Origin of the sequence: Dryocola sp. LX212, from assembly GCA_041504365.1 — a bacterium.
Lineage (GTDB): Bacteria > Pseudomonadota > Gammaproteobacteria > Enterobacterales > Enterobacteriaceae > Dryocola.
In genome coordinates this window covers 3,796,491-3,808,868 of sequence record CP167917.1, presented here as the reverse complement: position 1 = coordinate 3,808,868, position 12,378 = coordinate 3,796,491, and the positions used below count along the sequence as shown (strand labels likewise).

The following is a 12,378-nucleotide window of genomic DNA, read 5'->3' as shown; positions in this document are numbered from 1 at the left end:
GATCTTAAGGTTCCCGCCTGCTGGTTGACGGCTTAATCGAGTGTGATGGCCGGATACGCTTCCACGTAGCTTTCGCCATTGCAGCCAAAATACGCGACCTGGCGACCAGGAAAATCCACGACATAGCGTACAACACCCGCCAGCCAGATTGCCGCCAGAAACTCGGGGAATGTGGTTCTCCCGGCCTGATCTTCCCGAAGCGCGTGAATCACGGCCTCTTCATCAAACATCGGCACGTTCGCAATGTTCGAGATGAGTGGCTGACTCTGCATCACGACTGGACCCGCATCAGTTAAGTACAGGCTCTGGCAGGATGGCAGTGTCCATTCGTTAACTTTCACGCCAGCTGCACGTAACGTCTCAGCCAGATACGGAAATCCTCCGACAGTGGGACGTTCGGTCATCGCCTTTAACATCGCAGCCTGTAGGTTATCAATCGCCTTGCTCATGTTGCCTCTTTCCTTTAGATCGTTTCTCACATGGTGGGCTGCGTAGTAATGCCGTGCAACAACAACTCTGTATCTATCGCGATGATTTTGTATCGGAGTTTGAGAGCAGGGCAGAGTAAGGATGCCTGCCAACAGCATGGAGGGAAGGGCGTTACTCCTCCCCTCTAAGCCTGGATGATCAGAGTTGGCCGCCAACACCTTTGAACTTCTCGATAAAGGCGACGATTTTCTGGAAAACGGTCTGCTTTTTCGTTTTGTACTGCGGGTTAAGAGGGCTGAGTTTGGGTAGGGTCTCATTAAGCTCCGTGCCGTTCTCTGTCGCATACTCACGCTTCAGCGAGGTGCGGATATAACGTCTTGCCGCCTCTTCGTTCAGGTTCTCTTCCTTTATCAATGCGTCCGCTTCGCGCTGCTGCTCACGCTGCGCAAAAGTGAAGAACGCATCGATAATCCCGGCCTTGTCAGGCAGCTCATCGAGATTAGTTTGCTGAATGAAGTCAACAACCAGACCTTCTTTGGCGCGGTTGCCGAGACTTGAACGTATCAGACGTCTGACTTCTTCGGTGAGTCCCGCTTTGTTTCTGTTCTGCTTGTTATGCTCGAAAATCAGCCCGAGAATGTAGTCCAGATTGATTTCCTGTGACTTCAGCAGGTCAATCTCAAACACCACATCGTCCCAGTCGGTGGTCGATTTATCCCTGTCACCTGCAGCTTTCTCTTTGCGTTGCCAGTCGCGGATGTCGTTATACACCGAGCGATAATCCTGCACCTTGCGCTCTGGCGGCAGTCGGATGGTCTGGAGCTCAGCCAGCTTTTCGTCATCCAGATAATGCTCAGCCTTGAAGGCTTCAATTGCTGCCGGGTCACTGGTGTCAACGCTCTGCAGGGCTTTCAGTGTGGCGAATTCATCGTAGTTTTGCAGGATGTTCTCTGCCCGCAGATACTCACCAAATAGCTTCACAAAGGCCTTTTTCTCTGTCTCGCTCTCAATCTCGGTTGGGTCAGGGAAGCGGTGCTCCAGTGCGGTGACGATCTCCATAAAGCCCCGTTTAGCTTCACCGGTGACGATGTCGTTAAAGCCCTCCATGTACTCTTTGTAGCTCTTTTCCAGCACTACATTTTTGGTGTTCTTGTCGCCAAACAGCGTGATGGCATCCACCGTCGCCCGTTCCAGATTGCGGAAGGTAACGATGTTGCCGAACGTTTTGGTGGCATCGTAAATTCGGTTGGTGCGGGAGAATGCCTGCATCAGGCCGTGGTAGCGCAGGTTTTTGTCCACGAACAGGGTGTTCAGTGTCGGGGCATCAAAGCCGGTTAAGAACATCCCCACGACAATTAACAGATCGATATCCTGGTTCTTCACGCGCTGGGCTAAATCACGGTAATAGTTCTGGAAACCATTACTGTCGGTGCTGAAGTTGGTTTTGAAGTGGCTGTTGTAGTCATCAATAGCCGCATCCAGAAACTCTTTGGCGCTGCTGTTCATCGCACTGACGTCGAAACTTTCATCAATGATGTCGCCAACGGCACTTTGTTCTTCATTGGCAGCAAAGGAGTAGATGGTCGCCACCCTCAGCGGCTTATACGTCGTTGATGCCGCTGACGCTTCCTGCTGTAGCAGTTTGAAAGTTTCATAATAGGCTTTGGCAGCATCGACGCTGCTCACGGCGAACATGGCGTTAAAGCCCCTTGCGCCAGGGAAGGAACGGTGTGTTTTCTGGCGGAAATGCGCGAGGATATAGCGGCTGATTTCTTCGGTGCGACGCGGGTGCAGAAAGGCCTGTTGGTTCTCTGCCGCGCTGAGCTTTCTCTCGTCGGTTTCCTCTTCCAGTGCTTTGAACTGCGGGCGGACATCGTTGTAGTCCACCTTGAATTTCAGCACCTTCTCGTCCCGAATCGCATCGGTTATCACATAGGAGTGCAGCTCGCGGCCAAACACGCTGGCGGTAGTCTCAGCCCCCAGGGCGTTCTGCGGAAATATAGGCGTACCTGTGAAGCCAAACTGATAGAAGCGGGTGAATTTCTTTTTCAGGTTCTTCTGAGCCTCACCAAACTGGCTGCGGTGGCACTCATCAAAGATAAACACGACCTGCTGACGATAGACCGGAAGGTCGGCCTCTCCCTTCATCAGGTTGTTAAGCTTCTGGATGGTGGTAACGATGATTTTGTTATCATCCTTTTCCAGGTTACGCTTCAGCCCGGCGGTGTTATCTGAGCCATTGACGCTCTCGGGCGAAAAGCGCTGGTATTCTTTCATGGTCTGATAATCGAGGTCTTTGCGGTCAACCACGAAGAAGACTTTGTCGATGAAGTCCAGTTCAGTAGCAAGCCGGGCGGCTTTAAAGCTGGTAAGCGTCTTGCCCGAGCCAGTGGTGTGCCAGATATAGCCGCCACCCTCAGGCTTCGACCAGCTCTTCGCCTTAAAGGAACTGTTGATTTTCCACATAATGCGCTCGGTAGCGGCAATCTGATACGGACGCATCACCAGCAGCGTCTGGCTGCTGTCAAACACGCTGTAACTGAACAGCACGTTAAGCAGGGTATGCTTCTGGAAAAAGGTGGCGGTGAAGTCCTTCAGGTCTTTAATCAGGGTGTTATCGGATTTCGCCCAGTTCATGGTGAAGTCGAAGCTGTTCTTGTCGCGCTTCGTGGTGTTAGCAAAGTAGCGAGTGTCGGTACCGTTCGATATCACAAACAGCTGCAGGTATTTGAACAGCGAGTTGTCGCTGTTAAAGCTCTCTTTGCTGTAGCGGTGAATCTGGTTGAACGCTTCCCGAATCGCCACGCCGCGCTTTTTCAGCTCAACCTGAACCAGTGGCAGACCATTCACCAGCAGGGTGACATCATAGCGGTTAGCATGCGACCCGGCCTGCTCAAACTGCTGGATGACCTGCACCTTGTTACGCACCAGGTTCTTCTTGTCAATCAGGTAGATGTTTTCAAGCTGGCCGTTATCGAAGGTAAAGTCGCAGATGTAGTCGATATGGATTTTGCGGGTCTTGTCGAGGCTGCTGTCGCTCGGGCTGTCCAGATAGCTTTCACAGAATCGCCGCCATTCGCTGTCGTTAAACACCACGCCATTGAGCGCCTGGAGTTGTGTCCTGACATTTGCCAGCATCGCCTGCTGCGAGGCCATTGAGACAAAGTCATACCCCTGATTACGCAGGTCCTGAATCAGTTCTCGCTCCAGGTCTGATTCGCTCTGGTAGCTTTCGCCGAGATCCTGGGTTTTGGTGAACTTATCGAGAACGATAAAGTTGTTGGATTCAGCAATGGTGTGGGTCTGTTGAGTCATAGCGCATCCTGTGTGCCGGTAGGGCAATAACCGGCAGAGGAAAATACAAAGCTACCGGTAAGTAAACATGGCTGTGTATACCCCGACCAGCAGATGCCGGTCGGAGGCCGTCTCATTTTCGTCAGTGAGCTGCTGTATCAGGCTTCGGGAAGCTGAACAGCAAATCCCGGTAGTACTCGTACTGCTTGTGGCGCAGCTCGATTTCGCGGGGCAGGCCCTCGGTGATGGAACTTGTCAGGGTGTCGAATTTGTCCAGGATGGCAACGACACGATCTTGTTCCGCAAGTGATCTGTTAGGATCACTCGCGAAAGGAATCGGGACGCTAATTTTCTTCACCATAGGAACGGTAAGTTGTGGGATTCCCCCATCTGTACCCCCAATAGGCGTCATGTCCAAAACATAATTAAGATATCGTGTTCTGACCAAATTCTTGTTGGCGACTAACACTATCAGGCGAATTATTGGGGTGAACTTTGCTTCTCTGACTGTGTGGTATCCAACTTTTGCACCTCGCGCAGAAATTGTTACCGCATTGCTATCAATCTTGTACGAATCGGTGTAGCCATATAATCCCTTTACATCCGTTGCGTTTGCGTAGATTGGGTAAGGGTATTCGCTAGTTGGTTGTGTCTGTCCTTTAACACAATTTTCAGGTACATCACCGCCAGCAGAAATCAAAGTACAAATATGATCCAGCATCTTCCAGTCAGCTTCTCCTTCTTCGAAGCTCAGCAATTGGTCCCGATAATAGCTGTACTGCTTCTTGCGCATGGTGAGCTCTGCGGTAAGCTCTGCGGTAAGCTCTGCGGTAAGGGCGGTAAATGTATCCAGAATCCGGACGATTTCAGCCTGGATAGCAAGGGACTTCTCAGGGTTGCCTGGGCAGGGAATGGGAATTTCAAACCCTTCCAACATAGGCTTTCTGATTGAGGTAGCTGTCGCTCCCACGCTTTTCATTAAAATATACTGCTTAAACCGTGATGACATGAAGTGGTACAAGAATTTCGTGTTCACACAGTCTGATTTGATATGAATTCGATAGGCCCTCTGGTGTAATGCATACTTTCCTTCAACATAGTGGAAAATATCTCCAATCCCACCCTCGCCAGGAATGACTATGGCCGCCTCATCAAATTCAAAAGTATCAGACTTAAGGATATTCTTTGAGCGAACATAGAATGGGTGAGCGCCGTCTTCGCTTTCATCCTGGCGATTCGAGCTTCCAGTACCAATATCAGCAACAGAACCCAATGCTTTCCACTCAACCTCGGCTCCATCCAGCAGCTTTTCCAGGTAGCTCAGCTCGCTCATGCCTGCGCCTCGCTACCTTCAATTTCGGCTACAATCGCATCAATGTCCTGACGTAACTGATCAATCTTGCTGACGGTAGTTTTCAGTTCGGCATTCAGTTCGGTGATATCGACAATTTCACGCGTGTCTTTCGCTTCGACATAGCTGCTGACCGACAGGTTATAGCCATTGGCGGCAACAGCTTCAAGCTCCACAGATTTCGCCAGATGGTCGGTATCGGCCTTGCTCTCGAACACCTGCATAATCTGCTTGATGTGGGCATCGGTCAGGACGTTGTTATTCGTTTCTTTCTTGAACAGACCGCTGGCATCGATGAACTGCACGCGGGTATCAGCTTTGTGCTTTGATAGCACCAGGATGTTAACGGCGATGGTGGTGCCGAAGAACAGGTTTGGCGCAAGTGAAATCACTGTCTCAACGTAGTTGTTATCAACCAGATACTGACGGATCTTCTGCTCAGCGCCGCCACGGTAGAAAATCCCAGGGAAGCAGACTATCGCCGCACGGCCCTTGGCTGACAGATAGTTCAGGGCATGCAGCACAAATGCAAAGTCAGCTTTGGATTTCGGTGCGAGTACGCCTGCGGGGGCAAAGCGCTCATCGTTAATCAGCGTCGGGTCATCACTCCCAATCCACTTTACCGAGTAAGGCGGGTTAGAAACGATCGCATCGAACGGTTTCTCATCGCCGAAGTGCGGGTCAGTCAGGGTGTTGCCCAACCTGATATCAAACTTGTCGTAGTTGATGTTGTGCAGGAACATGTTCATACGCGCCAGGTTGAACGTCGTATGGTTTATCTCCTGACCAAAGAAGCCTTCTTCGATGATGTGATTATCGAAATGCTTTTTCGCCTGAAGCAGCAGAGAGCCTGAACCAGCTGCCGGGTCGTAGATTTTGTTAACGTGGGTCTGACCGTGCATCGCCAGTTGGGCAATCAGCTTAGAGACGTGCTGTGGCGTGAAGAATTCGCCACCTGACTTCCCGGCATTCGCTGCGTAGTTGGAGATCAGGAATTCATACGCATCGCCGAACAGGTCAATCTGGTGTGCATCGAAATCACCCAGCTTTAAGCCTTCGACACCTTTCAGTACTGCGGCCAGGCGAGTGTTCTTATCTTTAACAGTGTTACCCAGGCGGTTGCTGGTGGTGTCGAAGTCGGCAAACAGGCCCTTGATATCGGCTTCAGAAGGATAACCGAAGGCCGAGCTTTCTATCGCCACAAAGATGCTGTTCAAATCAGCGTTGAGACGGTCATTGGTATTCGCTTTCGCGGCCACATTACGGAACAACTGGCTCGGGTAGATGAAGTAGCCTTTGGTTTTGATGGCATCGTCTTTGATATCGTCAGTAATGATACTGTCATCAAGTGCTGCGTAGTTGACGCTGTCATCACCGGCTTCGATGTAGCTGGAGAAATTTTCGCTGATGAAACGATAGAAGAGTGCGCCAAGGACATATTGCTTAAAGTCCCAGCCATCGACTGAGCCCCGGACATCGTTGGCAATGGCCCAGATTTGACGGTGTAACTCAGCGCGCTGTTGAAGGCTTGTCATGGTTGAATCCCTTACGGTGTCTATTCACTGTTATTCCGGCGATTTTACCTCACTTTGTGTGTGTTGGGGGGATTTGGGCGAGGGCTGTGGTGGTTTTCGAGTAAGTCGCGACAAAGATCAACAAATTCATGGCGTAAGTAAGCCAGATGTCCCGATTCAGGGCGGAAGTAATGGCATTTGGCCTGAAATTTAGTCCAGAAGGTCGAACAGGCTCGCTATATCGGCTTCTCTGGCCGTTCTGGCGACAAACAGCCCCAGGACATTGGCTTGAGGGAAATATCGCAACAGGAAGCGTTTCATGGCCCTGAAATGGCATCCAGCGGTAAGAACATCATCAAATACAATGATGTTCTGCTTAACACCCGGTATCAGCGCCTCATCCAGACGGTAGTTCTCCATGATCGCGTCAACGGTCGGGCGGTTATTCGCCGCTTCATGTGAGGCGACCGTCGATGACTCCTGCCAGACCAGTTCACGGAAATCCAGCGCCGGGTTCAGCTCGTGGACTTTGCGTAAAACGGCGGCCATTCGATCGTCATAGGCGGCATCCGTTCTACATTTTGAGGGCGGAACGGGAACGAAAGTGTAGTTGGCGATCGCTCCACCAAAGCTGTTGTTGACCATCCGCGCAACGTCATCGATAGCCTGACCCTTATAGCGATACTCTGGCCTGCCTCGTCTGTCGTTACCTTTCTTGAGGTTCATTATCAGCTGGTTTGTGGCACTGTGCGTCGCCCCACGTCTTGCTGTGTATTCACCGAAGAAGTAGCACAGATCGTCTTCTTCCAGGTGGTAGTGCTGCCCACGAACCAGGTCATCGATTTGGGTAAGGCGAAAAGTCACAGAAGATTTCTCCTTACATCCTCGTAATCTTTGACTCTGATAGCGCCCTGCGCTTCGAAGCGAGCGGGCCAGGTCAGTGCCGGATTCTGGAAGCAGGACTCAAGAATGAACAGCTTACGGCCCTGTGCGAGTGCTGCACGCGCCTGGGTGAGCGTACCCGATGTTTCTGAGGCCTCAATGATGATCGTCGCTTCCGTCAGCGCAGACATGGTGACGTTACGTTCCGGGAAGAAGATGCGATTGCTACGGAAATCCTGGTCCAGATAGCGCTGGAATGGCACCTGGCTTATGAGCAGGTGGTTATCGCGGATCGTGTGCTGCAGTTCGCTGTTCTGCTTAGGGTAGTTGTGTGACAGTGGCGTACCGATGACGGCAATGGTATCACCGCCAAGCGCCAGGGCGGTCTGATGGGCCTGGGTATCAACGCCTTCAGCAAGCCCGGAAACGATAGTGAAGCCATCTTCGACCAGACATTTGACCAGCTTACGTGTGCGACGAATGCCTTCTTCAGACACCTTCCGTGAGCCTACAACAGCGACAGAGCGCGTGTTCACTAAATCCCACCAACCCTGATAGTAGAGCACTTCAATCGGGTGTCGGGCATCACGCAGCTTCTGAGGATATTCACCAGCGCCATGGACACGCACGCCAATATCGCTGACAGCAAAGCGGGACATGATCTCTTTGAGCTTGATCTTGAAGGAGTCTATTGTGCTCCCCGAGACCAGATCTGATGGCGTAGCTCCGGCAGGTGCCTGTCGAAACTTATCTGCAATGGTCTTAAACGTGGCCCCTTTTTCGGTCCACAGAGCTTCATACGCCGCCATTTCCTCGAAAGGTGATATAGCGCGTTCAAAGGGATTCTGACTACCGAAATCAAGTTGTGACATGGTTTCTCTGGTGATGTTGATAAGCGTGAATAATAGACAGCTTCAAGTTTACCTCCTTAACGCTGCGTGTAAACCAGCATGCGGCACAAAACACACATTATGCTGGTGGAGTAGGGCTATCGTGGCTATACGCGGGAACAGACGCTGCTTCAGCCTCGCTGGGTTGGCGCTGAACAGTTGATGTGGAAAAGGCCACTCCGAAAGATGCGGCCTTGATGACGCAGGGGTTTGTCTGAACGGGTGATCAATCTTAAAGCGTTGTAAGCTGTTGCTTAGCATGACGAATTCCCTTGAACTCAAAGCTACCGTGGAATACGTAAGGCCTCTCAAGCTTGCTCAGCGCTTCTGTAACATCATCCACAGCTTAAAGGCGGTAACATGGGCTGAGAACGTCAGAACCCGCTTAGCGGGCGATACAGTACGTCTGAAGGCATGTTCCTTACAGGGGTAACGGGATTGTTATTACGATTCATTAGGTTAGAGGAGATGGCGAAGCGGGGGTATAAGCTGGGAAGTGATTTACGATGGCTGAGTTATTCGGCAAAGCAACATAGCGAAAAAGGCCACCTTGCATGGAAGTGGCCCTGGTGATGCTACCCACAGTACAGCAGGGCAATCAGTCGGTTAGCTCGAATAACGAGATCGTCGTTTCGTCAGGCGTGAAAAAGCCGGTTGGTTCCGGACGCTTAACCCCGTCACGGTATACATAACTGACAAACTCACCGCTGCTTATATGACTGTCAACGACCGGTAGTGAGAAGAAACGATTGTAGAAGGCTACCACGGAATCCTGACGTTCGAGTTCAACGCCGAAATAACGGTCCAGGTGCTCGCGAATGAAAAGATACATCACCGCCTTATAGCCCTCGATCCCGCCTGGTAGCCGACTTAATTTACCGTTAGCTGGATCACCAAAGAATGCCCGCAGGATACGACGCATACGGATCAGCAACCGATCCCGTTCACCCGTCAACACATCATAGAAACCGAGTATCGCCAGCAACTCAAGGTAGATGGGGAAATTTAACGAAAGCTCCTTCAGCATCCTGATGTCAGACAGCATTGATGCCAGCTCACGTTGATTTAAGCGCCATAACTCATTGTGTAACACGGTGAACAGTGAGAGCTCACGTTGAATCCCCTTGAACTCAGGATCCCGCCGAGTGCTACCGTGGAAGCGTGTGGGCCTACTAAGCTCGCTCACAGCTTCTGTAACATCCTCTACGCCATAAAGGTCAACCAGACCGGTAACAAGGTCATCGCCCACCGGAATCAGCTCACCGTCCGATACAACGCCTCTGAAGGTACTATCCTGACAGGGAATAGCGGAATTGTTCTTACGATTTATGAGCTTAGGAGCGATGATGATGTTATCAGCGGTATTAGCCCCGCCTGCACTGACCGGATACAGATGACAAAGCTCAAGCTCCAACAGAGGCTTAGGCTTGTACTTACCGGAGGCCAGGGGAACAACGGCATAGCTACGCTGATACGACGCTTTAACTACGTACAGTCTGAGCAACGCTATGAAATCACCGATGCAGGTAATAGAGCCTAGCTTCAACGGGCTACGATTGATCATACGTTCGATATGCTGGACGTATGACCAGGCCATGAGCTTGCTGAGTTCAGACGGATCCCACCGACTCTCAGATTCACGACGACATGCATCGCAGCAGTATAGGAGATTCCTGGTACCCTCTAGCGTGTTATTACAGCCTTTATTTGCACAGACTTGCTGATCGTGTTCTTCACGCTGATTCTTGCGTGACAGATATTCCGCGTAGTGATCGTCACAACGGTGAGCGTAATAGGCTTCTCGGTGAGTGTTACTGAGATTGATCTCTTTGCGACACGACTTAATCCTACAATATGCCATGATGATTGATCCAGTGTGAATATCCCTCCGGGAATACTCTCGATGATATTTGATGAGGTGGAGTGTAAGGTTGCTATAATAAGATAGTGTTAAGTGTACATAATGACTTAAGAACACCTAGACACTCGTCAGCCTTATTTACGCGCTGAGCAAACCGATATTCCGATGCGTATTCCACTCTGTGCTCCCTGCTGTTGAAATATCTAACGCAACACTTGGTTAACCTGCCTGAGGCACTAAGACGATACAGCTATCAAATCGGAGCGGTTCACTTAATGACCACAATTTGAGAGGCTATGCGGCATAACGCCACGGATCTGACGGAAATCCGCCAAATCCGCAGTGTTTCGTCATGGTGTCACGCAAATGCGCTCGAAAAGTAGTCAGCGGCAGGGTTGTGCTGATTGTAGCCCGCCCATGCCGTTGTTGAGTGAATGTTACGAACCGGCCTGATGAAACTATTCATAGGAGGGTAGATCCAGCTCATAGTAATCGCCCTGAGAGTCGTTATAGGTAATTTCATCACACCCAGCAGGAAACGGTTCATTTCTTGGGAAAACCTCCCAGCTGTCCAGGTAGCTGTGTTTGTGATGAGGCGCGACTATATATACTGACTTCGTGCGGCGGCATCTGAGCAGAGTAATTCGTTCCTGGATAACTAATTGTCTCAGTACTGGCTTTATCGCGTCTGCTGATTGAGAATCCTTAGGGCCACGATTCAGCTGATCTTTGGACCTTATCGGTAACCAATCTGCCTTGATCAGCTCATGATGGATATGAGTGAACCTGTCTGCGCAGCGCTTTTGAAAGATGTACAGGTTGGATTGCTTGAAGAAAATCATACTGGCCTGCTCAAGGTACCAGTCCATGATTGTGCACGCAGCTTTGATGCTTTCGCTGGAGATTTCTGTGCCCGCTTTCTTTTCAAAGAAGTGGAGAAGTGCGGCGATTCGTATGGCATTGGAACAGGCCTTTAAGCAGAACTCTTTGATGTGTTCCCACTTTCCACCTGGTTCGGCATGGCGCATGATCTCAACCTCTTTCTGACCCAGGTAGTGGGCTGCAAAGAAGTTAAGAGTAAATTGCGTCTTCTGTTGGTCCCCGTTGTCGAAGCGTTCTTTCGCTTCATCCAGTATTTCGCGGATTCTGCGATGAAACTGGTCCAATGAGGTACACCCGGAGGTAAGCCGTTTCACTAAGTCATCCAGCTTGTGCCTTTCACCCATAACCGGCAGGAAGCGACCCATATAGCCGCTATCTTTCATAGCAGTTTGATTTTTCTCAATGAACTCATAGAAAACCCCAGGCTGGGCCATCAGAAGGCACATCATCACAGGGAACAGATCAAGGGGTTCTCTGCCAGCGCGACGATGCTCATACGGACCTCCATCCCACACCGTGTTAAGGAAACCAAAATGTTTTTTCAGAATGCTGCTGAAGAAGGTTTCCGCTTCATCAACCATCAGTCCGCCGTACTGGAATTCTGCCAATCCTTCCATTAAGGCGGCATGCGTTACATCCTTATACACGAGGTTGAATCTACGAGGCTTCCTGGGTTCTTTCTTTAGGTGGTTCTTATATTCAAGATCTTGAATTTCACTGCCGAAGCCGCGATCAATCGCCTGGGCCAGATTTTTCTCCAGCCTTGCTTCTTTGAGTTTCCAGACTTTCAACTCAATCCTGGATTCAGCCTTTCGCTCTTGGTAGTCCGCCTTCATCTCAGCGATGAATGAATGGATTTCAGCTGTTAGCTGGTTGTATATCGTCGATTTCCCGGCACCTGAGCTTGCGATCACAAGTAGATTTAAAGCCACTGGTTCGGAGATCCCGCTTGAAGGGTTGAGGACTTCAATCAAGCTGAGGCAGACCAGGGAAATAACAGCCAGAATGTTACTGGCGATTAATCCGTAGGAGATATCTTTCCCGCCTCGGAGGTGGCTTAACAGCGCCTCGAATTCAGGAAAGAGTGCAGGTACGACACTTGGGTCGTATTTCACAGGCGCCTTACTGTAAGGCTTCGGATGTTTATTCACGTCATCGTTCTCTTATTGAAGAAATACCGTGCCAGCCAGACGGCGGGCACAGATATCCCGTAGCGGGTCGCTACAATTAGTTCAAACCGCGTTGAATTCAGGAACAGAATGGTGGTTAACGAGT

Annotated in this window: 8 protein-coding genes; all 8 read right to left on the bottom strand. The window is 50.6% G+C overall.

The window, feature by feature from the left end:
- Positions 1 to 32: 32 nt before the first annotated feature.
- The 8 genes from ACA108_18285 to ACA108_18250 all read right to left on the bottom strand — a co-directional run bounded on the left by ACA108_18285 (position 33) and on the right by ACA108_18250 (position 12,254).
- On the bottom strand, positions 33 to 449 hold the full coding sequence (locus ACA108_18285; protein ID XEX95267.1) for a DUF1398 domain-containing protein: 417 nt from the start codon (positions 447 to 449) through the stop codon (positions 33 to 35).
- Between the two features lie 178 nt (positions 450 to 627).
- Positions 628 to 3,744, bottom strand: coding sequence for an HsdR family type I site-specific deoxyribonuclease (locus ACA108_18280; GenBank protein ID XEX95266.1), 3,117 nt, complete (start codon positions 3,742 to 3,744; stop codon positions 628 to 630).
- Between the two features lie 121 nt (positions 3,745 to 3,865).
- Positions 3,866 to 5,056, bottom strand: coding sequence for a restriction endonuclease subunit S (locus ACA108_18275; GenBank protein XEX95265.1), 1,191 nt, complete (start codon positions 5,054 to 5,056; stop codon positions 3,866 to 3,868).
- Positions 5,053 to 6,609: a type I restriction-modification system subunit M gene (locus tag ACA108_18270; GenBank protein ID XEX95264.1), complete on the bottom strand. Its 1,557-nt coding sequence runs from the start codon at positions 6,607 to 6,609 to the stop codon at positions 5,053 to 5,055. Before ACA108_18270 ends, ACA108_18275 begins: the two co-directional genes overlap by 4 nt.
- A 189-nt stretch (positions 6,610 to 6,798) precedes the next feature.
- Positions 6,799 to 7,452 (bottom strand): hypothetical protein, encoded by a 654-nt coding sequence (locus ACA108_18265; GenBank protein ID XEX95263.1) that lies wholly within the window; start codon positions 7,450 to 7,452, stop codon positions 6,799 to 6,801.
- On the bottom strand, positions 7,449 to 8,342 hold the full coding sequence (locus tag ACA108_18260; GenBank protein ID XEX95262.1) for a DNA-processing protein DprA: 894 nt from the start codon (positions 8,340 to 8,342) through the stop codon (positions 7,449 to 7,451). Before ACA108_18260 ends, ACA108_18265 begins: the two co-directional genes overlap by 4 nt.
- A gap of 616 nt (positions 8,343 to 8,958) precedes the next feature.
- The gene (locus ACA108_18255; protein ID XEX95261.1) at positions 8,959 to 9,924 is read right to left on the bottom strand and encodes a hypothetical protein; all 966 of its coding nucleotides are present in this window, start codon (positions 9,922 to 9,924) and stop codon (positions 8,959 to 8,961) included.
- A 755-nt stretch (positions 9,925 to 10,679) separates the two neighbouring features.
- A complete protein-coding gene (locus ACA108_18250; GenBank protein XEX95260.1) occupies positions 10,680 to 12,254 on the bottom strand; it encodes a YfjI family protein in 1,575 nt (524 codons plus the stop codon).
- Between the last annotated feature and the right edge of the window lie 124 nt (positions 12,255 to 12,378).

What these genes read in the sequence shown, in the direction of transcription:
- ACA108_18285 (XEX95267.1), bottom strand. Translation starts at nt 449, where the DNA reads ATGAGCAAGGCGATTGATAACCTACAGGCTGCGATGTTAAAGGCGATG.
- ACA108_18280 (XEX95266.1), bottom strand. Translation starts at nt 3,744, where the DNA reads ATGACTCAACAGACCCACACCATTGCTGAATCCAACAACTTTATCGTT.
- ACA108_18275 (XEX95265.1), bottom strand. Translation starts at nt 5,056, where the DNA reads ATGAGCGAGCTGAGCTACCTGGAAAAGCTGCTGGATGGAGCCGAGGTT.
- ACA108_18270 (XEX95264.1), bottom strand. Translation starts at nt 6,609, where the DNA reads ATGACAAGCCTTCAACAGCGCGCTGAGTTACACCGTCAAATCTGGGCC.
- ACA108_18260 (XEX95262.1), bottom strand. Translation starts at nt 8,342, where the DNA reads ATGTCACAACTTGATTTCGGTAGTCAGAATCCCTTTGAACGCGCTATA.
- ACA108_18255 (XEX95261.1), bottom strand. Translation starts at nt 9,924, where the DNA reads ATGATCAATCGTAGCCCGTTGAAGCTAGGCTCTATTACCTGCATCGGT.